Annotated in this window: 19 protein-coding genes and 1 pseudogene; 9 read left to right on the top strand and 11 right to left on the bottom strand. The window is 67.3% G+C overall.

Annotated elements, in window-relative coordinates; translation table 11 throughout:
- The first annotated feature begins 200 nt into the window (after positions 1-200).
- On the top strand, positions 201-422 hold the full coding sequence (locus tag MRBLAR12_RS06300) for a DUF7455 domain-containing protein (protein WP_026266251.1): 222 nt from the start codon (positions 201-203) through the stop codon (positions 420-422).
- A gap of 269 nt (positions 423-691) precedes the next feature.
- Here the strand turns inward: MRBLAR12_RS06300 and MRBLAR12_RS06295 are convergent, their stop codons facing one another.
- The 4 genes from MRBLAR12_RS06295 to MRBLAR12_RS06280 all read right to left on the bottom strand — a co-directional run bounded on the left by MRBLAR12_RS06295 (position 692) and on the right by MRBLAR12_RS06280 (position 6,345).
- Positions 692-2,029 carry an RNA polymerase sigma factor gene (locus MRBLAR12_RS06295; protein ID WP_364744452.1) on the bottom strand — a complete coding sequence of 446 codons (1,338 nt, stop codon included), beginning with the start codon at positions 2,027-2,029 and terminating at the stop codon, positions 692-694.
- A gap of 283 nt (positions 2,030-2,312) precedes the next feature.
- Positions 2,313-3,893 (bottom strand): DUF4192 family protein, encoded by a 1,581-nt coding sequence (locus tag MRBLAR12_RS06290; protein WP_364744449.1) that lies wholly within the window; start codon positions 3,891-3,893, stop codon positions 2,313-2,315.
- A 147-nt stretch (positions 3,894-4,040) separates the two neighbouring features.
- A complete protein-coding gene (locus tag MRBLAR12_RS06285) occupies positions 4,041-5,372 on the bottom strand; it encodes an MFS transporter (RefSeq protein ID WP_364744446.1) in 1,332 nt (443 codons plus the stop codon).
- Positions 5,373-5,406: 34 nt separating this feature from the next.
- The gene (locus tag MRBLAR12_RS06280) at positions 5,407-6,345 is read right to left on the bottom strand and encodes a proteasome assembly chaperone family protein (RefSeq protein WP_229996050.1); all 939 of its coding nucleotides are present in this window, start codon (positions 6,343-6,345) and stop codon (positions 5,407-5,409) included.
- A 377-nt stretch (positions 6,346-6,722) separates the two neighbouring features.
- Here MRBLAR12_RS06280 and MRBLAR12_RS06275 point away from each other — a divergent pair, with 377 nt between their 5' ends.
- From MRBLAR12_RS06275 to MRBLAR12_RS06260, 4 genes are all read left to right on the top strand, one after another.
- On the top strand, positions 6,723-8,249 hold the full coding sequence (locus tag MRBLAR12_RS06275) for a leucyl aminopeptidase (RefSeq protein WP_229996051.1): 1,527 nt from the start codon (positions 6,723-6,725) through the stop codon (positions 8,247-8,249).
- 267 nt (positions 8,250-8,516) lie between these two features.
- Positions 8,517-9,902 carry a dihydrolipoyl dehydrogenase gene (gene lpdA / locus MRBLAR12_RS06270; protein ID WP_018772391.1) on the top strand — a complete coding sequence of 462 codons (1,386 nt, stop codon included), beginning with the start codon at positions 8,517-8,519 and terminating at the stop codon, positions 9,900-9,902.
- Positions 9,903-10,017: 115 nt separating this feature from the next.
- On the top strand, positions 10,018-11,742 hold the full coding sequence (gene sucB / locus MRBLAR12_RS06265) for a 2-oxoglutarate dehydrogenase, E2 component, dihydrolipoamide succinyltransferase (protein WP_364744441.1): 1,725 nt from the start codon (positions 10,018-10,020) through the stop codon (positions 11,740-11,742).
- Between the two features lie 151 nt (positions 11,743-11,893).
- Complete coding sequence (locus MRBLAR12_RS06260) at positions 11,894-12,244, top strand: hypothetical protein (protein WP_229995712.1); 351 nt, start codon at positions 11,894-11,896, stop codon at positions 12,242-12,244.
- A gap of 121 nt (positions 12,245-12,365) precedes the next feature.
- Here the strand turns inward: MRBLAR12_RS06260 and MRBLAR12_RS06255 are convergent, their stop codons facing one another.
- A complete protein-coding gene (locus tag MRBLAR12_RS06255) occupies positions 12,366-12,749 on the bottom strand; it encodes a VOC family protein (RefSeq protein ID WP_229995713.1) in 384 nt (127 codons plus the stop codon).
- A gap of 149 nt (positions 12,750-12,898) precedes the next feature.
- Between MRBLAR12_RS06255 and MRBLAR12_RS06250 the strand changes: the two genes are divergently transcribed.
- Complete coding sequence (locus MRBLAR12_RS06250) at positions 12,899-13,327, top strand: OsmC family protein (RefSeq protein WP_229995714.1); 429 nt, start codon at positions 12,899-12,901, stop codon at positions 13,325-13,327.
- A 150-nt stretch (positions 13,328-13,477) separates the two neighbouring features.
- Here MRBLAR12_RS06250 and MRBLAR12_RS06245 read toward each other — a convergent pair whose 3' ends face one another.
- The gene (locus MRBLAR12_RS06245) at positions 13,478-17,074 is read right to left on the bottom strand and encodes a S41 family peptidase (protein WP_364744437.1); all 3,597 of its coding nucleotides are present in this window, start codon (positions 17,072-17,074) and stop codon (positions 13,478-13,480) included.
- A 73-nt stretch (positions 17,075-17,147) separates the two neighbouring features.
- Between MRBLAR12_RS06245 and MRBLAR12_RS06240 the strand changes: the two genes are divergently transcribed.
- Positions 17,148-18,041: a TIGR01777 family oxidoreductase gene (locus MRBLAR12_RS06240; RefSeq protein WP_229995716.1), complete on the top strand. Its 894-nt coding sequence runs from the start codon at positions 17,148-17,150 to the stop codon at positions 18,039-18,041.
- Here MRBLAR12_RS06240 and MRBLAR12_RS06235 read toward each other — a convergent pair.
- From MRBLAR12_RS06235 to MRBLAR12_RS06215, 5 genes are all read right to left on the bottom strand, one after another.
- The gene (locus tag MRBLAR12_RS06235) at positions 18,038-19,384 is read right to left on the bottom strand and encodes a dipeptidase (protein ID WP_290369408.1); all 1,347 of its coding nucleotides are present in this window, start codon (positions 19,382-19,384) and stop codon (positions 18,038-18,040) included. The genes MRBLAR12_RS06240 and MRBLAR12_RS06235 overlap by 4 nt on opposite strands.
- A gap of 3 nt (positions 19,385-19,387) precedes the next feature.
- Positions 19,388-19,834: a hypothetical protein gene (locus tag MRBLAR12_RS06230; RefSeq protein WP_229995718.1), complete on the bottom strand. Its 447-nt coding sequence runs from the start codon at positions 19,832-19,834 to the stop codon at positions 19,388-19,390.
- Positions 19,831-21,273 carry an APC family permease gene (locus tag MRBLAR12_RS06225; RefSeq protein WP_229995719.1) on the bottom strand — a complete coding sequence of 481 codons (1,443 nt, stop codon included), beginning with the start codon at positions 21,271-21,273 and terminating at the stop codon, positions 19,831-19,833. The genes MRBLAR12_RS06230 and MRBLAR12_RS06225 overlap by 4 nt, the downstream gene beginning before the upstream one ends.
- Before the next feature lie 193 nt (positions 21,274-21,466).
- Positions 21,467-22,441 carry an APC family permease gene (locus MRBLAR12_RS06220; protein ID WP_364744432.1) on the bottom strand — a complete coding sequence of 325 codons (975 nt, stop codon included), beginning with the start codon at positions 22,439-22,441 and terminating at the stop codon, positions 21,467-21,469.
- 31 nt (positions 22,442-22,472) lie between these two features.
- Complete coding sequence (locus MRBLAR12_RS06215; protein WP_364744430.1) at positions 22,473-24,176, bottom strand: serine/threonine-protein kinase; 1,704 nt, start codon at positions 24,174-24,176, stop codon at positions 22,473-22,475.
- A 107-nt stretch (positions 24,177-24,283) separates the two neighbouring features.
- Here MRBLAR12_RS06215 and lipB point away from each other — a divergent pair, with 107 nt between their 5' ends.
- Positions 24,284-24,952, top strand: a complete 669-nt coding sequence (lipB, locus tag MRBLAR12_RS06210; RefSeq protein ID WP_229995722.1) for a lipoyl(octanoyl) transferase LipB — start codon at positions 24,284-24,286, stop codon at positions 24,950-24,952.
- A pseudogene (locus MRBLAR12_RS06205) lies at positions 24,949-25,333 on the top strand (lipoyl synthase); the annotation flags it as partial. The gene lipB and the pseudogene MRBLAR12_RS06205, both read left to right, overlap by 4 nt.

The raw sequence follows: 25,333 nt of genomic DNA, 5'->3' as shown, positions 1-25,333 counted from the left end.
GGGCAGTCACAGAATTTGACGCTCTTCCTAGATTAGTCGGACTCCGGGTCATCGACGGTTTGCCACTCCCCGCAGGCGCTCTCCGCCCACTCGCCGTTACTGAGACGTGATACGCGGACAGCGAAAGAAGGCCATCCGTGCCATGGTTTGGCCACGAATGCTGGTTATATAGGTATACCGATCTACTAAGGAGGCCGAACATGACAACAGCAGTTGCGGACCGCACACTGACCGCCGCAGACCGGTGCGATCGTTGCGGAGCACAGGCATATGTCCGAGTTGTTCTCGGTGCCTCCGGCGGTGAGCTTCTTTTCTGCGGCCACCACGCACGCGCCGTAGAGCCGACACTCAAGCCGCTCAGCTCAGACTGGCATGACGAGACTGACCGCCTTCACCAGAAGGCCCCGGTTCCGGTCGACTAGACCGCACACCGGTTTCGTTTCGGCGCCCCACAGGGTTCCGGGCGACCTGAGACACTGCATCAGGGCCCCTCCATACCGGAGGGGCCCTGATTCGTTAAGTGACGTTTTCCCGTGGGCTACGCTCACCAAGCAACGTGGCGGCATCAACAGCGACCTTGGCTGCACCAACAGCAACGCGGGGCCACGTCCGGCCCGTTCCTCCGATGAGGACGGGCGGGATGTGACCCCGCGTTGGTGTGAACTTCGCCTGGCCTGTGGCCAGTGGGCGTTTAGTCCAGGTAGTCGCGCAGGACCTGTGAGCGCGACGGGTGCCGCAGCTTGGACATGGTCTTGGATTCGATCTGGCGGATGCGCTCGCGCGTCACGCCGTAGACCTTGCCGATTTCGTCTAAAGTCTTCGGCTGACCGTCGGTGAGGCCGAAGCGCATCGCGACCACACCGGCTTCACGCTCGGACAACGTGTCCAGCACCGAGTGCAGCTGTTCCTGCAGCAGGGTAAAGCTCACGGCATCCGCGGGAACCACGGCTTCGGAATCCTCGATGAGGTCGCCGAACTCGGAGTCGCCGTCCTCGCCCAGGGGGGTGTGCAGCGAGATGGGCTCGCGGCCGTACTTCTGGACCTCCACGACCTTTTCCGGAGTCATGTCCAGCTCGAGGGCCAGCTCCTCCGGTGTGGGTTCGCGGCCGAGGTCCTGCAGCATCTGCCGCTGTACGCGGGCCAGCTTGTTGATGACTTCCACCATGTGCACCGGGATGCGGATGGTGCGGGCCTGGTCGGCCATGGCGCGGGTGATGGCCTGGCGGATCCACCAGGTGGCGTACGTGGAGAACTTGAAGCCCTTGGTGTAGTCGAACTTCTCGACCGCACGGATCAGGCCCAGGTTGCCTTCCTGGATCAGGTCCAGGAACAGCATGCCGCGGCCGGTGTAACGCTTGGCCAGGGAGACGACGAGCCGGAGGTTGGCCTCAAGCAGGTGGTTCTTGGCACGCTTGCCGTCGTGGATGACGAACTCAAGCTCACGCTTGAGCTTCGGATCCATGGTGCCGTCGTCGGCGGCGATCTTCTCCTCGGCGAAGAGTCCGGCCTCGATCCGCAGGGCCAGGTCCACTTCCTGCTCGGCGTTCAGCAGGGCGACCTTGCCGATCTGCTTCAGGTAGTCCTTGACGGGGTCGGCGGTGGCGCCGGCCGACATGACCTGCTGCACGGGGGCGTCATCGTCGTCGGCGTCGGAGTACACGAAGCCGGAGCCGGTGGCGGCCGCGGCCTTGCCGGCGACTTCTTCGCCTTCTACTTCTTCGCCGAGCTCGGCGGCGTCGGGCGTGATGTCGTCGAGATCCTCTTCGGCGTCGACGTCGTCGTCGGACGCACTGGCTGAGTTGCCGGCGGCTTCTGCCGCGGCTTTAGCGCCGGGCTTGGGCCCGCGCTTCTTGGGCTCAGGCTTGGCGACCCCGGTAACGGTGTCGCCACCCTCTACGGAAGCGGCGTCCTTGACAGCCTTGTTGGCTGCGCGGGTGGCGGCGCGCTTGGCGTTGGTCGCCGCCTTCTTCTCCTCGGGGGACAATTCGGCCTGGTCGGCGGGTTCCTTCTTCGCGGAAGACGGGGTCACTGAAAACCTTTCTAGCTGCGGTCTGCGGAATCACCATACGGGCAACACCACTATGACCCTGTCAAGTCCGTGTTCAACACCAGGTGCAAACCACGACCAGCAGAGCCACTTAGTAGAACTGCTGGGATGGCCTAAATGTTCCCTGTTTCCAAGGAACATTTAGAGCACTTGATACACGGACCCAACCGGGTCTCGGCAACCATTGTCTCACGGTTTTCACGCTGAGTGCCTTCGGGACACCGGGTCCACAATATTGCGGCGGCTTCCCGGCCGCGTCAGTTACTCATGCCGCGTCGGGCGCAAACTTCTGCCAGGCGGCCTCGCGCCTGGCCGCCCAGCCGCACAGGGTGCCGCGCCGGCCAAGCTCCGCCAGCAGTTCCGCGAGCCTGTATCCCGGGTGCTCCTGCAGGGCCTGCTCGTACAAGGCGTCGGCGTAGGAGCCGCGGCCACGGCACCATTCGATCCAGCCCCGTGCCGTCACGGCAGCTGCAGTTGACTCCCCGTCACCCAAACCGCCGAGCCGCTCCAGGACCCGCTCGAGCCCGACCATCAGGGTCCAATCCGGGACTGATGGCGCCAGTCCGAGCAGGACTTCCCCGTAACCGGGGACCGCCTCGGCAACCGGAACCGTGCCAGTAACGGGCCCGCCGGTGGCAGACGCCTCCGGCAGCGGCGACCCCGGAACGGACATGGAACGGGAAGCGGGGTCGGAAGTGCGATCAGGCATGCGGTCCGGCATGGGCCCTGACAGGGGACTAGGCGTCGGTCCGAGCCGTGAGCCGAACGTGGATCGGGGAAAGGCGTCGGACCCGGCCTCCGCGTCGAACATGCCGAAGTCCTCAGCGCCGCATTCGGCTGCGGACCGTCCGGCCGCCGCCATGACGAGCACGGCGTCCCGCCATGACGGAATGCACAGGCTGGCCCGCAGGTAGCCCGCCAGCTCGGGTGAGAGCTGAAGTGGCTGAGCCGCGGTCCTGGGATCGAAGTTAGTGGGATCAAGATTCCCGGCGGGGTGACTCCCGGCGTCGGGCGTCGCGGCGTCGGGGATGGCGGCCCCAGGGGCCAGGGCGCTCTGCGCCGGGCCGGGGGGATTCTCGCGGACAGTGCCGGCCTGCATGGCCATCGTCCAAACATCGAGCACCTGGTCAAATTGTTTCCGGTCCCGCCGCCGCGGGGAGAATTGTTCCGCCCAGCCGCACTCGGCCGCGCGCACCGCGGGGTCCACAGGCAGCGGTGCCGGGTGAGTCCCTTGCGCGCCGGGGACGGCGCCGACGCTGCTGCCGCGGTAAACCATCTCGGCGTTGAGCCGGCTGTTCTTGATCTGCTCGACCGGCCGGCCGGGCCCGCAGCACTCCGGATCATCGCAGTACGCGTTGCGCCAGAACTCAGCACCGATAATCCAGGCGTCCCGCAAAGGCAGGCCGGCTGCCTCGAGTGCCAGCTCGAGTTCCTTGAGCAGGCCCGCCCACGCACTGCTTTTGCCGGGAGTGTTCGCATCGGTGTCAGTGAAAAAGGCCAGCAGCGAACCGTCAGCTGCGTCATCCGCCTGCAGGTAGGCCACGACATTTCGTGCGAATTCTGCCAACATATCCCTCCGGCCCGAGCCGGAGCGTCGTTTGGGGACGGCGCTCCCGCGCCCGCCAGCCGCGGAGTCACTGCCTCCCCCGCCGCTCTGGCCCCCACCGGCCCCGCGGCCGGTGCCGCCTCCGGGCTCGGGGAGGTCGACCCGCAAGGTGGCTCCGAGCCGTTTGCCTTGCAGGGGCATGGCCACGAGGCTGTTTTCCGGCCAGTAGCCGAGGGAATGCGGGATGAAGCCCAGGATGTCTTCGGGGCCGGTGATTCTCAAGTGATCGGGAGCTGTCATAAGCCCAGCTTCGTGGCGGCCGCGTCCTCGCGGCAGTACCAGACAGCGCTATGTGGATAAACGCGTGGTGGATAAACAGCTATGTGAATAACCGGGTGCGGAAACGTGCGGGCCGTGCCGGCCAGCAGCCAGGGCCCAAACAACGGATCAGGGCGTGCGGCGGCGCTCCGCGACCAGCCTGCGCTGCTCGGCGATGGTCTTGAGCAGCGGCGGAACCATGACCCCTTGGGCCGCCATCTGGCGCCGGACCTTCCGCCGGGTCGCGATGATGGCGCCCGCTCCCCCGGCAAGCAGCAGGAACTGCACGCTGAGGGCCACGCGGAACGGATCCAGGCCGTAGAGCTCCCCTTGGGAGAACCCGCTGGCGTTCAGGAGGTCGAGCACCAGCCCAATCAGGTAGATGGACACCAGCGCGGCAATGAAGCCGCCCACGTTGACAATGCCGGTGGCGGTGCCCAGCCGGTGGGCCGGATTGAAAGTCCGGGCGAAGTCGAAGCCAATCATGGAGCCGGGACCGCCGACGGCCAGGGTCACCACGAGGGCAGCCAGGAGCCAGAGCGGTGCGCGCCCCGGCAGAAGCAGAACCGCTGCCCAGGCGGCGGCGGTGCACCCGGAAATCAGGAGCACCATGGTGGAGCGCCGGAGCGGATGGCGGGCAACGAATCTTCCCATCAGCGGTCCGGCGGCAATGGCACCGGCCACGTACAGCGCCATGAGGGCCGAGACCGTACCGCGGTCCAGCCCCTGGGCGGAAATCAGGAAGGGGTAACCCCACGTCATGGCAAAAACCGTGCCGCTGAACTGGACAGTGAAGTGGCTCCACAGCCCCAGCCGGGTCCCCGGTTGCCGCCAGGCGTGCGCCAGCGAAATCCCGGTAGCGCGCAGCCCCTGGGATGGCGTCGGAGCGGGGTGCCCCGGCGGTAGGTCCTGAAGCAGGAGCAGGACCAGCACGACGGCGAGGCCCGACATCGCGGCGAGTGTCAGGAATGCAGGAGTCCACCCCGCAGAGTGCAGGATCATCGCGAACGGCACCACGCTGAAGAGCTGGCCCAGCTGCCCGGACATGCCGGTCAGCTGCGTCAGCAGCGGCACACGCCCCGGCGCGAACCAGAGCGGGATAAGCCGGATCACGGAGATAAATGTCATGGCGTCACCGGCGCCCACCAGGACGCGTCCCAGAACTCCGCCGGGGATGTTGTCGGCAAACGCCAGCTGAAGCTGGCCGAGCCCCATCAGGACACCGCCGCCGGCCAGCATGGCGCGGGAGCCGAAGCGGTCCACGAGGATGCCTACGGGAATCTGCAGCGCGGCATAGACCAGCAGCTGGAGCACGGTGAAAAAGGAGATCTCGGCCGCGCTGGCGTGGAAGCGTTCCGTTGCTTCCAGGCCGACCACCCCGAAAGAGGTGCGCTGGCTGACCGCCACGAGATAGGCAAAGATCCCGATGATCCAGATCAGCCAGGCGCGGGGAGAGGTCACTCCCCCATTATGCCCGGTTCATGATAAATAGTATTTATTCGCCGGGTTCTTTACGGGCCAGATACGCCTCGACGGCAGCACCAAGGGCATCGGCGTTGGGGATTTGGTCGTTCTCATCGGCCAGCAGCGACCTCCGGACCGTCCCCTCCGCCTTTTCGTCGTACCGGGTCTCCAGCCGCGAGACCACCTGCTGGACCTCCTCGGACGCCTCGATCTGCTCGGCGATCTGCCGGCCCACCTCGCGTCCCGCCTCGCGCAGACGGTCGGTCGGCAGCATGAGGGACGTGGCCGCGCCCAGGTACTCCAGCCCGGCCACGGCGGCCGTGGGGTACTCGGCTTCGGCCAGGTAGTGCGGCACATGGATCACATAACCGGCGATGTTCCGGCCGGCTTCTGTCAGCCGCAGCTCCAGGATGTGTCCCACCGCAGCCGGGACCTCCACTGTGGGCTTCCATACCGAGATCCCCTCGATCAGCTCCGGCCGGTTGCCGTGCACGGTCACACCGACCGGCCGGGTGTGGGGCACCGGCATCGGGATCGAATGGATCCAGGTGACGAGGTTAACGTCGAGCTCTTCGACGAGGCCGACGACGGCGCGCGCGAAGCGTTCCCATTGCAGGTCCGGCTCGAACCCGGCAAGGAGCAGGAACGGGCTGCCCAGCCCGTCGACCAGCCGGTAGAGCGCCAGGCTCGGCGCCTGGTAGTCCTGCAGGTGGTCCTCGACAAAGCTGATCTGCGGGCGCCGGGACCGGTAATCGATCAGCTGGTCGGCGTCGAACTCGGCGATCATCTGGGCGTCGAGCGTGTCCAGCAGTTCAGCGGTGATCTGCCGGACCACGTGGCCGGCGTCGGCGAAGCCGGTGAACCCCATGACGAGGTTGAGTCCGCGCAGTTCGGTGCTGGAGAACAGCGCGTCATCACGGATGTAGAGCGACTGGGGATCCAGCAAAGAGCCGGAAATCCGTTCAATCACGGCGTGTTCCTTTCACGATGGCGGCGGTGGGAGAAGCGGGGTGCGGTCCGTCGTCCGGACGGTGCCAGGCAGAACCCGCCAGTCAGGCAGATCCTGTCGGCCAGTCCCATGAGGCACTCACCGCACGGCAGCGCCGCTATCAATACAACGCCCCAGGGCCCGGGCTAATTCCTGCCTGGGGTGTGCTCCAGCTCTCATTCGATTGAATTTCCGCACTGCCGAGAGACTACGATCGGACATGGCCCTAGGGCTTGTTTTGCAGACACCGGGTTGCGCCCCAGACCGACGGCGCCCCTGGGATCCGTGGCAGGGCGCCAAACATGCAGTTCCTGCCGAATATCACCGAGAACCATCACAGAGAATTGAGGACTGTCCTCGTGGTCAAGAATAGTGAAGTCAAACTTAGTGCAGTCGCAGGGGATTTGAAGAAGTCCCCCAGCGATGCCCTCGTCATCGGCGTCGGACAGGGTCCCGACGGCCCCGTTTTGCTCGACAATCCGCTGACGGCCAAGGCCGCGGAGGCCCTGGCGGAATCACTGAGCGTTCTTGGCATCACCGGCGCGGCGGACCAGGCTCACCGGCTGCCCGGCCTGCCCGAGGCCGGGGCCACCGTTCTGCTCCTTGCCGGCGTCGGCAAACTGTCCGCGAAGCAGCCGGTCTCCGAGGAGGCGCTGCGCCGCGCCGCCGGCTCGGCCGTCCGCCAGCTGGCCGGCGTCACCACCGTCACCCTGGCACTTCCGACGACGACCCTGGCCGAGGTCGCGGCGGTCGCCGAGGGCGCCGCGATGGGCGCGTATTCCTACACCGAGTTCCGGACCTCCAAGGACGGGCTCAAGGATCCGGTGAAGAACGTCGTCATCCGCACCGACTTCGCTACCGACAAGGCGCTCCAGCCGGTCCTGCACCGGGCGTCCCTGATCGGCACGGCCGTGAACGCGACCCGCACCCTGGTGAACCAGCCGCCGAGCCACCTCTACCCCGAGTCCTTCGCCGACGCCGCCAAGGAACTGGCCAAGGGCCTGCCGGTCAAGGTGACGGTCTGGGACGAGAAGCGCCTTGAGAAGGAGGGCTTCGGCGGCATCCTCGGGGTCGGCAAGGGCTCCACCCGGCAGCCGCGCCTGGTAAAGGTCGAGTACGCCCCGGCGAAGGCCACGGCCAAGATCGCCCTCGTGGGCAAGGGCATCACCTTTGACACGGGCGGCATCTCCATCAAGCCGGCCCTGGGCATGGGTGACATGAAGTCCGACATGGCGGGCGCCGCCGTCGTCCTCAACACGGTCCTGGCCCTGGCGGGCCTCGGGCTGCCCGTCAAGGCGACCGCGTGGCTCTGCATCGCCGAAAACATGCCCTCCGGCGCTGCCCAGCGCCCGGCCGACGTCCTGACGATGTTCGGCGGCAAGACCGTCGAGGTTCTCAACACCGACGCCGAGGGCCGCCTGGTCATGGCCGACGGCATCGTCGCCGCCAGCCAGGAATTCCCGGACGCCATCATCGACGTCGCAACGCTCACCGGCGCCCAGCTGATCGCCCTGGGCGACCGCACCGCCGGCGTGATGGGCGCCGACTCACTCACCGGCGCCATCAAGACCGCCGCCGACCGGGCGGGCGAGCTCGTCTGGCCCATGCCGTTGCCGGAAGAGCTCCGGGCCAGCCTGGACTCGCAGGTCGCGGACATCGCCAACATCGGCGAACGCCACGGCGGCATGATGACCGCGGCCGTCTTCCTGCGCGAATTCGTGGGCAAGGGCAAGGACGGCGAACAGATCCCGTGGGCACACATCGACATCGCCGGCCCGTCGTTCAACAGCGGCAGCCCCTACGGCTACAACCACAAGCAGGGCACGGGCTGCACCGTCCGGACCCTGGTGGCCTACGTCGAGGACATCCTCGCCAAGGCCGTCTAGTCGGCATTGCGGCTTTGTGGCCGGGGCGGCGGTGCTTCCCCGGCCACAAAGCCGCGTGACACTGGACACAAGCGCTCCACAAACGCCATGGCAAGGTGGAGCATGTATTAGTGGTTCGCTAAGGTAAACCTTGTTTCCCAGAAGCAGACCCCAATGTAGTAGTCACAAATGAAAGGGAACCTGCCAGCTGGCACAATCACAGCAGGCAGGTTCCAAGACCAGATGATGCGTACTCTCGTGTCATCGTTCACGCGAGGGAGCGTTTTAGTGGCCGATCAGGCAACTGCGCAAGAATTCGACATCCTGGTACTCGGCGGCGGCAGCGGCGGCTACGCCACCGCGCTGCGTGCTGTCCAGCTCGGCCTCACCGTCGGCCTCATCGAAAAGGGCAAGCTCGGCGGTACGTGCCTCCACAACGGCTGTATCCCCACCAAGGCCCTGCTGCACTCGGCAGAGCTGGCCGACCACGCCCGCGACTCGGCCAAGTACGGCGTCAACGTGACTCTTGACAGCATCGACATCACCGCTGTCAATGCGTACAAAGACGGCATCATTGCCGGCAAGTTCAAGGGCCTGCAGGGTCTGATCAAGGGCAAGAAGGGCATCACCGTCATTGAGGGTGAAGGCAAGCTTCAGGGCACCGACACCGTCGTCGTGAACGGCACCGCGTACAAGGGCAAGAACATTGTCCTCGCGACCGGCTCCTACTCCCGCACGCTGCCGGGCCTGGAAATCGGCGGCAAGGTCATCACTTCCGACGAAGCCCTCACCATGGATTACATCCCCAAGAGCGCGATCATCCTGGGCGGCGGCGTGATCGGCGTCGAGTTCGCTTCTGTCTGGAAGTCCTTCGGCGTCGACGTCACGATCGTCGAGGGCCTCCCGTCGCTGGTTCCGAATGAGGACGCCACGATCGTCAAGGCTTTTGAGCGCGCCTTCAAGAAGCGCGGCATCAAGTTCTCCACCGGTGTCTTCTTCCAGGGGGTCGAGCAGAACGACGACGGCGTCAAGGTCACCCTCGTAGACGGCAAGACCTTCGAAGCCGACCTCCTGCTCGTAGCTGTGGGCCGCGGCCCTGTCACGGCGAACCTCGGCTACGAAGAGGCCGGAATCACCATCGACCGCGGCTTCGTCATCACCAACGAGCGCCTCCACACCGGCGTCGGCAACATCTTCGCCGTCGGCGACATCGTCCCCGGCGTGCAGCTCGCGCACCGCGGCTACCAGCAGGGCATCTTCGTCGCCGAAGAGATCGCCGGCCTGAAGCCGGTCATCGTCGAGGACGTCAACATCCCCAAGGTCACCTACTCCGAACCCGAAATCGCCACCGTCGGCTACAGCGAGAAGGCCGCCAAGGAGAAGTTCGGCGAGGACCAGATCCAGACCCAGGAATACAACCTGGCCGGCAACGGCAAGAGCTCCATTCTGGGCACCAGCGGCCTGGTCAAGCTGGTCCGCCAGAAGGACGGCCCCGTGGTGGGCGTCCACATGATCGGCGCCCGCATGGGCGAGCAGATCGGTGAAGCCCAGCTGATCGTGAACTGGGAAGCCTACCCGGAGGACGTGGCCCAGCTGGTCCACGCCCACCCCACCCAGAACGAATCCCTGGGCGAGGCGCACCTGGCGCTGGCGGGCAAGCCCCTCCACGGCTAAGCATCTCCGCAAGACAACAGAGCTTGGTGCACCCGGCCGGAAATGCCGGGTGCACTAAGCTCGAACAAGGCAGCAATCATCCGCACTAAAGATCAATAAGGAGAACGGGGACGACATGTCTGAATCCGTTAACTTGCCCGCCCTCGGTGAGAGCGTCACCGAAGGAACCGTCACCCGCTGGCTCAAGCAGGTCGGTGACCGGGTAGAGGTGGACGAGCCGCTGCTCGAAGTCTCCACCGACAAAGTAGACACCGAGATCCCCTCTCCGATCGCCGGCGTGATCGAGGAAATCCTCGTCGCCGAAGACGAGACCGCTGAAGTTGGCGCCCCGCTGGTCCGCATCGGCTCGGGCGACGCCGCCCCGGCCGCCGCAGAGGCTCCGGCCGCCGCACCCGCCGAAGAGGCCCCCGCGGCTGAGGCTCCCGCAGCCCCCGCCGCAGAGGCACCGGCTGCAGCTCCGGTTTCTGCTCCCGCGGGTGAAGGACACGACGTCACGCTGCCGGCCCTGGGTGAAAGCGTCACCGAAGGCACTGTTACCCGCTGGCTGAAGAGCGTCGGCGATACCGTAGAGGTCGACGAGCCGCTGCTCGAGGTTTCCACCGACAAGGTTGACACCGAAATCCCGTCCCCGGTTGCCGGCACCCTCCTGGAAATCCGCGTCAACGAGGACGAGACCGCCGAGGTCGGCTCCGTCCTGGCCGTCATCGGCTCCGGCGCCGCAGCACCCGCCGCACCGGCGCCCGCCGAGGCACCGGCCCCGGAAGCCCCCAAGCAGGAAGCTCCGGCAGCCCCCGCGCCGGCAGCAGCTCCCGCGGCCCCCGCCCCGGAAGCCCCCAAGCAGGAAGCCCCCGCTGCTCCGGCAGCCCCCGCCGCTGAAGCGAAGACGGAAGCTGCCGCACCGGCAGAGTCCGGCTACGTCACTCCCCTGGTCCGCAAGCTCGCCAACCAGCAGGGTGTCGACATTGCTGCCCTCACCGGCACGGGCGTCGGCGGCCGCATCCGCAAGCAGGACGTACTGGCAGCTGCCGAGGCAAAGGCCGCGCCGGCCGCAGCCGCTCCCGCCGCGGCGCCGGCATCCGCGCCGGCAGCTGCGTCAGCCTCAGCTTCCGCGTCCTCGCTGCGCGGCACCGTGCAGAAGGCCCCGCGGATCCGCCAGGTCATCGCCCGCCGCATGCGCGAGTCGCTGGACATCTCCACCCAGCTGACGCAGGTCCACGAGGTCGACATGACCAAGGTGGCCAAGCTGCGCGCCAAGGCCAAGAACTCCTTCCAGGCCCAGAACGGCTCCAAGCTGACCTTCCTGCCCTTCATCGCCAAGGCCGTTGCCGAGGCCCTGAAGCAGCACCCGAAGGTCAACGCGTCCTACGACGAGGACAAGCAGGAGATCACCTACCACAACGCCGAGCACCTGGCGATTGCGGTGGACACCGACAAGGGCCTGCTGGTTCCGGTCATCTCGGACGCCGGCAGCCTGAACCTGGCCGGCCTGGCCGGCAAGATCGCCGACGTCGCCGACCGCACCCGCAACGGCAAGATCGGCCCGGACGAGCTCTCCGGCGGAACCTTCAGCATCACCAACATCGGTTCCGTGGGCGCACTGTTCGACACCCCGATCATCAACCAGCCGCAGGTTGCCATCCTTGGCACCGGTGCGATCGTCAAGCGGGCCGTAGTGGTCGCCGACGAGAACGGCGATGACTCGCTGGCCATCCGTTCGATGATGTACCTCTCCCTGACGTACGACCACCGCCTGGTGGACGGCGCCGACGCGGGACGCTTCCTGCAGACGCTGAAGGCACGCCTTGAGGAAGGCGCCTTCGAAGCCGACCTTGGGCTCTAGGGTCTAAAAGCACACCGACGGCGACGGCGGTGCGGGCGCCGGTGGGAAACCACCCGAGTGCCCGTGCCGCCGTCGCCGTTTGCTGTTCCGTCCCGGGACGGCCCGGCGGGTCCTACTACGGTGCGTAGAAGACTCTGGCTACACTGATGCCATGAACATCGTCTATAACGTCATGGTCTTCCTGCACATCATCGGCGCCGCCATGATCGTCGGCATCTGGATCGGCCAGATGAAGAAGCCCACCGTCCACCCCCGCCAGTTCGACGGCGCGATGCTGCAGCTGATCACGGGCATCATCATGATGGGACTGATCCCGGCCCTGGACATGAACGCCAACTACGTCAAGCTCGGCATCAAGCTCGTCATCGCCCTGATCGTCGGCGTCCTGGCCTTCATCGGCCGCCGCAAGTACAAGAAGGGCGAGCCGATCAGCAAGGGCCTCGCGAACAGTGTTGGCGGCCTGGCACTGCTCAACGTTGCGATCGCGACCCTCTGGCAGTAGTTGTTCTGACGAACAGCGGCGGCGCCGCACCCCGACCGGGGGTGCGGCGCCGCCGTCGTTAATGCGCCGCCGACGTTAATGCGCCTCTGTCCTTGAAGCGCCGCTGCCGTTAAGCGGCTTGTCAGTCGCCGGCGATGCAGAATTCGTTGCCCTCGGGATCCTGCATGACATCCCAGTGGAAGTCGCCAATGTCATTGCCCTCCACGAACCCGGCACCGAGGGACTCTGCGTGAGCGCGCAACGCCGCAGGGTCGGTCCCGTGGATGTCCAGGTGCAGGCGTCGCCTCCCTTCCGTGGGCTCCTCGACCTGCTGGAAGGCCAACTGCGGGGCCCCGGGGCCGGCCGGCTGGAGCCAGACGAACTGTTCGAAGCGGGACGAGACCGCCGTGCCCAGCAGCGCGGCCCAGAACTGGGCCAGACGCTCGGCGTCGACGGCGTTGACCATGATCGTGGCGATGCGTGCCGACGGCGGGGCTGGCGCCTGCGCATCTTCCGTAATTTCCATGACGCCACTGTACGGACGACACCGTCCGGGGTCACAATCCTCTGACAGCGGAACCCCCGTGCGGCGGCCGCTCGGAATCCCTAGGATTGATCACGGCAGGCTCCGGCATCTCGCCGGTCCCTGATTCACAACGACGTCGAGGAGTGGACATGGCAACAACACGCACCGCACACACTGTATGGAATGGCGACCTGATGACAGGCGCCGGCAACACCACCCTGGACAGCTCCGGGCTGGGCAACTTCGACGTCACCTGGAAGGCGCGCGCCGAGGCCGCCGAAGGCAAGACCAGCCCCGAGGAGCTCATCGCGGCAGCACACTCCGCCTGCTTCTCGATGGCGTTCAGCAACGCCCTGGCCCAGGCCGGCCACACGGCCGAGGAGATCAACACGAAGGCTGACGTGACGTTCCAGCCCGGCACCGGAATCACCGGCAGCCACCTCACCGTCTCCGCGCGGGTCCCCGGCATTTCAGCTGACGACTTCCAGCGGCTGGCCGAGGAAGCCAAGACCGGCTGCCCCGTCTCCGCCGCCCTGACCGGCATCGAGATCACCCTGGACGCCACGCTGGCCTCCTAGTTCCGGCTAGCTCCGGGCGCAATTTGAGGCCCGCAGTAAAAGGCCCGCACTAAGCAATGGCCCGCCGTACAGCAAAGGCCCCCGTCCTCCTGGAATCTCCAGGAAGGCGGGGGCCTTCAGCACGGGGTTCCTCGCCGTCGGGCGGGCCGCCTAGGCCTGGCCGGCCTGCTGCCGCGCAGGCAGCGGTGCCGGCCGGACCCTGCGGTAGCCCTCGCGCAGCGGCGGACGGTCCGTGGGCAGTTCCTGGATCATTTCCTTCAGCGCCCCGATTCCGTACTCCAGCTGCGGGTCGGTGCCGGCGGCGTAGGCGTGCGGCGGGAAGGTCACCTCGATGTCCGGGGTGACGCCGAAGTTCTCTACGCCCCAGCCAACGCCACCGGCGAACCAGGTGGCGTAGCGCGGCTGGGTGACGCCGGTGCCGTCGGCCAGCGCGAAGCGGTTGTCGATCCCGACGACGCCGCCCCAGGTGCGGGTGCCGATGACGGGACCGATCCCCCGCAGCTTGGAGACCTGCGTGATGATGTCGCCGTCGGAGCCGGCGAACTCGTCCGTGAGGATGACGACCGGTCCGCGGGGAGCGTGGTGCGGGTATGTCCGCGGCTTTTCCCCGCGCGGCATGCTCCAGCCGGTGACCTTGCGCCCGATGAGCTCGGCCACGAGCTGGGATGTGTGGCCACCGCGGTTGCGCCGGACATCGACAATGAGTCCGTCCAGGGCCGTTTCGGTGTCGAGGTCGCGGTGCAGCTGGGCCCAGCCGTTGGCCATCATGTCCGGGATGTGCAGGTAGCCGAACGTCGCGTTCGAGGCTTCCCGGACGGTCCGCCGGTTGCCGGCGACCCATTCCTGATAGCGCAGGCGCTCCTCGTCCTTGACCGGGACCACCGCGACGCGGCGCTGGGTTCCTGCGGCCGCGCCGTGGCCGGCGCCGTTGCGCAGGGTGAGTTCCACGGGGCGGCCGGCCGCACCGACGAGCTGCACTGCGGGGGTCCGCGTTTGGGTAAGTTCGACGCCGTCGATCGCCAACAGGACGTCGCCGGGCTTGGCGTCGGCGCCGGGCCGGGTCAGCGGCGAGGTGGCCAGCGGGTCGGAGGACTCTCCCGCGAGGATGCGGGTGATTTCCCAGCCCTCACCGGTGAACTCCAGATCCGCGCCGAGGCGCCCCTGCGGGCTGCTGCCGTTCTCGGTGACGGCCACCGGGCGGACGTAGGCGTGGGAGGTGCCCAGCTCGCCGTGAAGCTCCCACAGCAGGTCCACAAGGTCATCATGGGAGCCGAGGCGTTCCACCACCGGACGATAGCGGGCGTGAATGGACTCCCAGTCCTGGCCGGCCATGTCCTCGGTCCAGAAGAAGTCGCGCTGGAGCCGCCATGCCTCGTCAAAGGCCTGGCCCCACACACTGAGCGGGTCCAACTGTACCCGGATGCGGCCAAGGTCCACCTTGATGAGCTGGCCGGAGTCCTCGTCGGCCTTGGCGCCGGCGGGCGCAACCCGGATCTGCTTGTCCTGGATGAACACGATCTTTTCCCCGTCGCCGGAGAGCCGGTAGCTGTCCACTGCCTCAACGATCGTGGACGTGCGGCGCTTGGCCAGGTCGTAGCGGACCAGGCTTGGCGCGGCGCCCTTGTCCTCGAGGCTGGCCCGGCCTTCGCCGGTGGTGCCGGCGAGTTCGCTGTCAAGCCAGAGCAGGGCCCCGGCAGCGGCGGCGAGTGAGGAGTAGTTGCCTTGCGGCACCGGGACGGCGATGACGCGGTGGGCCAGGCCGTCGGCGTCGACCCGCACGGAAGGCACGGGCTTGGCGGCGGACTGCCCCCCGGGTGCAGCACCGTCGGCTCCTGCCGCGCCTGAGACTGCGCCTGCGGCGCCGGCGCCGGCGCCGGCGTCGGCGTCTTGGAGGTCGACGCTTGGGCCGAACGGCGATGGGGTATCTGCGGCGAGGGCGACGAGGTAAGGCTTGATCGGGCTAGGGAAGGACAAATCGAAGGAGTGGCCGTCGTAGACCGGATCGAAACTGCGGTTGGAAAGGAAGGCGAGGTATTTGCCATCCGGGGTGAACGACGGTGATTCGTCGCGGAACCGGCCGTCGGTGACATCAATGATTGCCGCGCCCGCGCCGCCGTCGATCCTGGTGATCCGGAGCCGGCTGCGGGACCCGAAGGACGTAACCGGCTCGGACCAGCCGAGCCACGCGGAGTCCGCGGACCAGGTGAATCCTTCGATGCTGCCCTCGCCGATGCTGCTCAGCTGGGATATCGTGCCCGCGATTGTGTCCGCAAGGTAGATGTCACCGAAGGACGTGCCGACGGCGAGCCAGCGGCCGTCGGGGCTGGCTTCGATGGCGCTGGCCCGGCTGGGCTTGGGGAAATCGATCCGGGTGACGTCGCTGGACGCAGGCGCCTGCACGGCGGTGCCCGCATTGGCCGGGCCAGTCTGGGGGCCGGAGCCGGATGCGTCAGTAGCGGCCACGGCCCGGACTGCCGTCACCGGACTGGACACGGAACTGCCCACCGCGGCGGCAGTCAATCCGGAGCCGGTCAATGCTGCTGCGGACACCGGCTTCGGCAGCGGCATGCCGGCGTCTTCGGACGCCGCTGTGGAGTGCAGGCTGGCCTGGACGGCGGGCTGCGGTGCCTTGGTGGCCGCCACAGACGCGCCCGCCAGGGGCGCCGCAATGGCTTTTAGGTACAGGGCCTCGACGCCGTCGTGGTCGGCGACATAGGCGATCCGGCCCTCGCCGAACGGCCGGGGCAGCCGTGCACGGACACCCGGGGTGGCTTCGAGGACGCGGGAGGGGCCGTCCTTGTGCCGCAGCCAGTGGACGGTTCCGTGGGATTCAACGGCGCTGGACGCGCCGGTGCGGTCCGGGACGACGTCACCGAGGTGTCGTGAGGGCTTCAGCGCGGCGGGGCGGCGCGCTTGCGAGGCGGACCCGAGCGAAATGTCGAGTTTGACGGCCTCCGCGTCGAGGCTGGGCAGCAGCCAGAGCTCGCCGGCCGATTCGAAGACGACGCGTTCCCCGTCGGTGGCGGCGTGGCGGACGTAGAAGTCCTCGTGGTCCGTGTGGCGCCGCAGGTCGCTGCCGTTCGGCAGTACGGAATAGAGGTTTCCGTAGCCTTCGTGGTCGGACAGGAACGCGATCCGTCCCTTGACCCACAGGGGGTCAGTGAGGTTTCCGTCCAGCGCGGGGGCGAGCCGGAAGAATTCGCCGTTTCCGTCGGCGTCGATCCACAGCTTGCCGGCGGCGCCGCCGCGGTACCGCTTCCACCAGGCGGGCTCACGCGACAAGACGCTCGCGAGCACCACGGGGCGTTCGTCCCCGACGACGGGGCCGAAGGCCACCGATTCAACCGGGCCAAACGGGAGTTCCTTCGCCCAGCCGCCGGTCACGGGGAGGCTGTAGGCGTGGGTGTGACGGCTGTCTGACTGGCGGAACGCGCTGGTGACCAGGACGTCGCCGTCGGGCGTGAAGCCCTTGACCCGGGTGGAGCTGTGGCCGAAGTAGCTCAGCTGGCGGTAGCCGCCGCCGTCGACGTTTGCCGTGACGACTTCCGGGGCCGTCCCCTGGACGACGGTCCAGACCAGGCGCTTGCCGTCGGGGGTGAAACGGGGGTTGCGGGCCGGCAACTGCAGGGAGGATACGCGCCAGGCACGGCCCCCGCCCACGGGTGCAATCCACACGTCGTCCTCGGCCACAAAGGTGACCAGATCGCCGTGGACATGCGGGAAACGAAAGTAACTCGAGGGGGTCATCGTTTGATCATAGCGACAACGGCCCTTGCGGCCCGGGAGTTTCGCGGCCGTGCCGGGCATGGTGAGATGGATCATGCGAATCCTTATTGCCGGGGCCTCCGGGCTGATCGGAACCGCCCTTTCGAGCGCACTGCGCAGCGAAGGGCACGACGTCGTGGCCCTGGTCAGGCGTGCCCCCGTGTCAGCGGCCGAGTTCCAGTGGGACCCGGCGGCCGGCCGGATCGACGACACCGCGCTGAAGGGCGCGGACGCGGTGGTCAACCTCTCCGGCGCCGGAATCGGCGACCGGCCCTGGACCCGGGCACGTGTCAACGAACTCCGCAGCTCCCGGCTGGGGGCGACCCGGACCCTGACGTCGGCGATGACCCGGCAGGAGACGCCGCCTGCGGTGTTCCTGAGCCAGTCGGCCTCCGGTTACTACGGCAACGCCGGCGCGGTGGTGCTTCGTGAGAACGCGCCCGCCGGGGACGGCACGCTCGCCCGGATCTGCGTCGACTGGGAGGCCGCGGCGCATGAGGCGCCTTCCGGGGTCCGCGTGGTCACGCCCCGCACCGGCGTCGTCCTGAGCCGCTCCGGGGGCGCGCTTGGCCGTTTGTTGCCGCTGCTGCGCCTGGGCGTCGGCGGCCCGCTCGGCAACGGCCGGCAGTACTGGCCATGGATCACCTTGCCGGATGTGACCGGTGCCTTTTCCTTCCTTCTCTCGGCGCCCGTGGCCGGGCCGGTCAACGTCTCCGCCCCCGAAACCGCAGACGTGAACTCCCTGATCGCGCAGCTGGCTGGAGCGCTGCACCGGCCCGCGGTGCTGCGCGTACCCGCCCCGGTGCTGCGGCTGGTGATGGGCCAGCTCGCCGAAGAACTGCTGCTCGCGAGCCAGCGGCTGGAGCCGGCCGTCCTGGCGGACAACAGCTTCGCCTGGCAGCACCCGTCACTTCGCGACGCCGCGGCGTGGGTGGCAGGACGCGGCTAACCGCGTAGCGTGGCGTAGCGCTGGAGGAACAGCGCCAGGGACTCCGCCAAGGCCCTGATCTCGTTTGGATCGACGCTCTCGTTCGGTGCATGGATGAGTGCGAGCGGTTCTTCGACGCCCAGCAGGATGATCTCCGCGTCCGGGTAGGTGTCGGCGAACACGTTACAAAGGGGAATCGATCCCCCTTGCCCCAGGGTTGCCATCGGCCGTCCGTAGGCCTCGGACATCGCGGCACCCATGGCCTCAAATGCCGCGCCGCCGACCGCTGCCTGGAAGGGGGACCCGATGGCCTCAAGGTCAACGGTGACGTGGACACCCCAGGGTGCGGCCGCCTTGAGATGGTCGGCCAACGCAGTGCGGGCGTCGGCGGCGGCCATGCCTGGCGGGACCCGCAGGTTCAGGCGCGCGGCCGCCCGCGGCACGATCGCCGCCGTCGAGCCGGTTACCGCCGGGCAGTCGATGCCGAGCACAGTAATGGCTGGCCGCGCCCAGAGCATGTCGGACACACTGCCGTCTCCCAACAATGAGACTCCCTCGAGCACGCCGGCGTCGACGCGGAACTGCTCGGGCGGATAGGGCGCGCCGGTCCAGGTCTGGGCGTTGTCCAATCCCGTGATCGTGGTGTTGCCTTGCTGGTCGCGCAGTGACGCCAGCATGGCGATCAGAGCGGCGAGCGCGTCGGGGGCGGCCCCGCCGAACATGCCGGAGTGGAGTTCGGACGCCATCGCCTCCACTGTCACCACCACATTGACCATTCCGCGCAGGGTCACCGTCGCCGCGGGATGTCCCACGGCGGCGTTGCCGGTGTCGCAGACCAGGATGGTGTCGGCACGGAACAGGTCCGGGTGGCTCGCGACGAACGCCTCGAGCCCACCCGTACCCTGTTCCTCGGACCCCTCGACCACCAGCATCAGGTTCACCGGCACGTCGTCGCCGAGCGCCCTGAGCGCGAGCAGATGGGCAAGGATGTTGCCCTTGCAGTCGGCGGCGCCCCGGCCGTACCAGCGGCCGTCCACTTCAGTGAGTTCGAAGGGCGGTGTGCGCCAGGCCGAATCATCGAGGGGTGGCTGCACGTCGTAGTGGGCGTAGAGGAGCACGGTCGGCGCATCCGGATCAGGTCCCGGTCTCGAGCCGACCACCGCGTCGGAGCCGTCCGGCGTGCGCTCGAGATGGGCATCGGAAAATCCGAGCCCGGCGAATTTGCCGAGCACCCACTGGGCAGCCTTGGCACACTCCTCGGCGGGGAACTGCCGCGCATCTGCCACCGACCGGATGGCCACGAACTCGGCGAGCTCCTCCCGTGCCGGGCGCATCAGATCGGTGATGCGGGCGCGCAGGTCCACGGCTCACGCACCACCCGTGTGGTACGTCTTGAGGTCGTCGATGAACTGCTGGAACTCGGCCAACTGGTCCGGGCAGTAGGTCTTGATAATCGCGACCTCGCCGATGAGGATGCGGGCGTTCGCGATCACCGGCCTGTTTCCAGGTCCCGTTGCCCCGTTCGTCAACTGGCTCAGGTAGGTGGCCCGGCTCAGGGCGTCGTTCGGGTTCGCGCAGACCGCGCCGCCGTCGTCGCCAAGCACCCGGGCTATCTGTTCGCGCGAGGGCGCCGTCCCGCCGGCCCCTTCGATCGTCGCTATCAGCTGGTCGGCCTTCGCCAGGGATTGTTGCGTCTCCCTCGCCGACCGGAACGACAGCAGTGCGACGACGGCGAACACCACGAGCAGGATCATGGCAACGATGTAAACGACCGAGCGGCTGCGCTTGGTGGAGGACTCCGTCTGCGTGCTCATGACTTCGGCACCTCCGTCGGCGCTTCTTGGTCCGGCAGCTTCCACGAGGGCTTGCGGAACCTGTAGAAAAGGAACGGAACGAGCAGCCCGAGCCCTAATGCACCGCCGCCGACGATCAGGAAATAGACCACTGGATCGCCGTTGCCGAACTGCGACGGTGGGACGAACCCGACAAGCAGCGCGGCCAGGGAAGCGGCGAATCCGACGCCGCACAGCCCGATCAACATCGGCGCCCGGTAGCCGCGCGGGTGGTCGGGGTCGTTGCGGCGGAGCCGGACCGCGGCCACGAACATCAGCAGGTACATGATCAGGTAGACCTGCGTGGTGATCACCGAGAAAATCCAGTAGGCACTGGAGACATCCGGGATGAGCGCGTAGCCGAGCGCGATCACGGTGGTGACGAGCCCCTGAGTGACCAGGAGGTTCTGCTGGATGCCGTTCTTGTTCAGCTTTTGCAGGAACGGCGGGAGGTAGCCTTCCTCCCGTGAGATCAACAGCAGGCCTTTGGACGGACCGGCCAGCCACGTCAGCATGCCGCCGAGGGAGGCAGCGACCAGCATGATGCCGAGGATCGGCGTGAGGCCTTGCATGTTGAAGGACGCCAGCACCGCGTCGAAGGCCTGCATGACACCGGCTGTGAGGGAGAGCTCCTCGGCAGGCACGATCCAGCTGATCGCCAGCGCCGGCAGGATGAAGATGAGCAGGACGAGTCCCATGGCCAGGAACATCGACTTCGGATACTCCTTGGGCGGGTCCTTCAGGGAGGACACGTGCACCGCGTTCATCTCCATGCCGCTGTAGGACAGGAAGTTGTTCACGATCAGCACCAGACTGGCGAGCCCGGCCCACTCGGGGAAGAAGTTCGCCGCTGTCATCGGAGCGGCGGACGGATTGCCCTGGCCGAGGAAGACGACACCCAGGATGACGAGCAGGGCGCCAGGGATCAGTGTGCCGATGATCAGGCCACCGCTGGCCAGGCCTGCCACACCCTTCGTGCCGCGGGATGAGACATACACGCCGGCCCAGTAGAACACCACGATCACCAAGGCCGTCCACACGCCGCTGCTGGCCAGCGCCGGGTTGAAGACGTAGGCGAGCGTGCTCGCGACGAATCCCAGCAGGGTTGGATAGTAGAAAATCGTCATTGCGAACTGGCACCACACCGCCAGGAAGCCCATTGGCTTGGAGATTCCGGACGATACCCAGTTGTAGATGCCGCCCTTCCATCCGGACGCCAACTCGGCTGACACGAGGGAGGTGGGCAGCAGGAAGACGATCGCGGGAACCACGTAGAGGAAGACTGAAGCGAGGCCGTAGACGGCCATGGTCGGTGCCGCACGGAGACTTGCCACCGAACTGGTGGTCATCAGCGCCAGGGCCACCCAGGAGATCCACACGGCCGGAGGCGCCTTCGGCCGGGTCAATGCCTGTTCACTCACGTAGGCCACACCCTCATGTGCCCCGTGGTCTGTGCCACGGGCCAGGCGGAGCTAAACCGCCTGGGGCGAGTAGTTGACGGTTTGAACATGCCACTGCCCCCTTATCACACAAAGTGCTCGGTGCCTACAGCATGGACCTAGGAATTCGCCGGGAATAGTCCCCATCTCCTCTTTACGGCAGGTCGGCGGGGTGCTAATTTGCGCGGCTCCGGGTGCGCTTCCACAGCAGGTCGGTGATCAGGGCCAGGGCAAGGATGACCACCAGCGCTGCGGCGGTGGCGGGTTCATTGACGAGCGTGGTGGTGCAGAACACCAGGAACGTCCCCAGGGTCGCGATCAGGGCGATGATGAGCATGAAAAGCAGGGCGCCGGTCTCCCGGTACACCTTGAAGTGGGCCAGGGTGACCGCGGAGAAAATCAGCAAAGCCACGGCACTTCCGAGGGAGGCAATGCTGTTCAGGTTGAACAGCAGCACCATCACCGCCGCGAGGCAGGCCATGACCAGCAGTCCGACCGGCACTTCCCTGCGGCCCAGGGAGCGGCCGAACACCGGCGGAAACTGGCCCACCGAGGCGAGGTGCCGGGTCATCCCGACAGAGGGGTAGAGGGTGGCGTTCACCGCCCCGGCGGTGGAGAGCAGGGCGGTGACCACCATCAGCACGTATCCGAACTGGCCCAGCGTGGGCTTGGCAGCCTCGGCCAGCGCTGTGGCGCCGTAGGCGACGACCTGGTCGGCGGTCAGGGTCCCGAAGACGCCCAGGGACACCGCGACGTACACCGTCGTGGCGATCGCCAGCGCAAGGTACATGGCACGGGGCAGTTGACGGGACGGATCAGGCAGATCCTTCGCGGTGAAGGTGATGACGCCGAACCCGAGGAAGGCGAAGAACGTCAACGCGACGCTCGCGATGATTTCGCGAACCCCGGGGTAGCTGGCCGGGTCGAGGAGCGCGGGGTTCCAGTTCGCGATCGTCACAATCGCGAACACGGACAGGATGGCCAGCACCACCTTCACGATCAGGGACTGGACTTTGGCCACCGCCGTGGAGCCGACAGCGTTCAGGAAGGTCATGACCACGATCAGGGCGACGGCGAACACCTTGGCCCAGGTTGGGTCACGGCCGGTCAGGACTGCGCTGGCATACCCACCGAAGGACGACGCCACCATGAGGTACCACCGGGCCCCCGACGGCGGAACCCTAGCCTGCTTCAGGCCCCGGGGGTAGAACGTCCTGGATCCGCCAGCGCCCATCGACGGGCACCAGAACGAGATGAAGCTGCTGCCCGGAAGCGGCGGGAACCTCAGCCACTAAGGCGCCGTTCCCATCGAGCTCCTGGTACCCAGAGGACGCCGTGGTGATGGCCACCACGGCCCTGGCGGGGCTGCTGTCCGCGGTGGTTTCGATCCGCGTCAATGACGTCGAGAATCCGGCCAGCACATGGCCGGATCCGCTGAGCTGCGTTCTGATCTGCGCATCGGCAGCGGCGGCGGCAGACTCCGGGGCGTTGACGGCGTCGAGCAGGCTGAAGTCCCCGGAGCTGAACGCGAGCGAGCGCAGCCTGGCGAGACCGCGGACGGCCTCCGCCGGGTCGGCTGAAGCCAGCAGGGCCTCAAGATCGGGGCGAATTGGGTTGGCCCCGCCGTCGGCCTTGGCAGGCGTTGGTTTCTCTGCCGGGCCGCCCGAAGGCTCCGTTGACGTCCCCTCAGCAACGGCAGGTCCTGATGGCACCGGTGTACCGAGGTCCGCACTGTGGTCCGCACCCAACCCCGGAAACAGCCCGGCGACGGCCTCGGGTGCCGGCCCGCCGCCCGCGAGCAGCCAACAGCCAGCCAGCAGGGCCATGGCTGTGAAGATGGTCCAAAGGGCCCGTCGTGCGGGGCTCTTTCGGACTCCGCGGTGGAATCCACCGCGGAATCCGCGGTGAAGTCCGGCGGCCGACGGCCGGTGCCGAAGAGTCCCGGGGCTGCGCCTCCGCGAGCCGGGCTGCACAGCCCGGCGGGTGAGCAACTGTGGAATGACCGTCGGGTGCACGGACACGGACAGGTCCACCGGCTCTGCCGCCGTGCTGCGATAGACTGCGGCGGCCAATTCGGCGGCCGAAGGCCTTTTCCGCCGGTCCTCGTCGAGTGCAGCCTCCAGCGCGGCGGCCAGCGCCGGCGGTACGTCGGGCACCAGGAGCGGCAGCGGCGGACGCCCCGGGCCGGGGACCGGCGCCAGGCCCGTGAGGCAATACCAGCCCAGGGCCGCCAAAGAATAGACGTCGCGCTCCGGCTGGAGGCCCGCCCTGAAGGCGTCCACCGGCGCCGGATCGGAAAAGCCCTCGGTCCCGGCGGCGCGGGCTGCCCCGGCGTCGGCCACCATCCGGGCCACGCCCACATCGGCCAGCAACGGTTTCCCGTGCGCCGTGAACAACACGTTGCCCGGCGAGACGTCGCCGTGGGTGAAGCCCTGCGAATGCAGGTATTGAAGGGCCTGGGCAATGGGTGTCAGGACCGTCACGGTCTCCCCCGCACCAAGCCGTCCACGGCCCGCGATCAGGTCAGCGACTGATCCCCCGGGCGCATAGTCCAGCACCAGGCCCAGGGCTTCCTTTTCGTCCGGCCCGGACCGCGGCCCGTGAAGACGCAGCACGGTGTGGGCCCGGAGCAGGTGGTCGTGGTCCAGCGCCGAAAGGATCCGAACTTCCCGGCGCATGGCCTCTTCGGCTTCCCGGTCCGCGGTTCCGCCGGCATCCTCCGCTGCCTCTGCCCCGGAGTCGAAGCACTTGAGGGCGAACTCCCGGCCCGTTGACCGTTCGGTGACCAGCCACACGGCCGCTGTGCCCCCGCGCCCCAGCAGGCGTCCGACGTCGTAACCGGGAACCTCGGGGGCGGCGCAGTCCGCGGCAGGGAGATCTTCCATACCCAAGGAATAGCCGATTGCGCGGAATCGTGCAGAAGTTATCCACAGGCATGAGAGCTTAAGCACACAAACGGGCGCTGGGTGCGGCGGGGTCTAAGCTTGATGCCATGACTCTTGAGTTCAAACAGCTGGGTCTCGCCCCGGACTTCATCGATTACACGCGCGGCTGGGACATCCAGCGCGAATTGCATGAAAAAGTCCTCGCGGGCACCGCGCCCAGCACCGTACTGCTGCTCGAACACTCCGCGGTCTACACCGCCGGCAAGCGCACCGAAGACCACGAACGGCCCTTTGACGGGACTCCCGTGGTCGCGGTTGACCGCGGCGGCAAGCTCACGTGGCACGGCCCCGGACAGCTCGTGGGCTACCCCATCATCAAGCTCAAGAACAAGGCGGGCATCCGCGACTACGTGGAGCGCCTCGAGGCCGTGATCATTGCCGTCCTGGCGGACTACGGCATCGACGCCGTACGCATCAAGGGCCGCGCCGGCGTCTGGATCGCGCAGGACGAGAAGGGCCCGGACCGCAAGATCGCGGCCATCGGCATCCGCGTCAACGAGGGCGTCACCATGCACGGCTTCGCGATCAACTGCAACAACGATCTCGCCCCCTACGGCCAGATCATTGCCTGCGGCATCAGCGACGCCGGGGTCACCACGATCGCCCAGGAACTTGGCAGGGACGTCACCCCGGCAGACCTCGTGTCGCGGATCATCGAAGAACTGCGCGAGAATGAACAAGCCCTAGTTGCAACCCCAGAAGGAGCTCTACTGTGACACTGGCACCAGAAGGCCGGAAGATGCTGCGCATTGAGCAGCGAAACGCGGCCACACCGGTGGAACGGAAGCCGGAATGGATCAAGGCCAAGGTCCAGATGGGCCCGGAGTTCGTCCAGCTCAAGAACCTCGTCAAGAAGGAAGGCCTGCACACCGTGTGTGAAGAGGCCGGCTGCCCGAACATCTTCGAATGCTGGGAAGACAAGGAAGCGACCTTCCTGATCGGCGGCTCCGAATGCACCCGGCGCTGCGATTTCTGCCAGATCGACACCGGCAAGCCCTCGCCCGTGGACATGTTCGAGCCCACCAAGGTGGCCCGCTCGGTCCAGGCAATGCAGCTGCGCTACGCCACCGTGACGGGCGTGGCCCGCGACGACCTCG

It is taken from the genome of Arthrobacter sp. LAR12-1-1.1 (assembly GCF_040676555.1).
In the GTDB taxonomy this organism is placed as follows: Bacteria; Actinomycetota; Actinomycetes; order Actinomycetales; family Micrococcaceae; genus Arthrobacter.
This window is presented reverse-complemented; position numbering and strand designations above follow the sequence as displayed.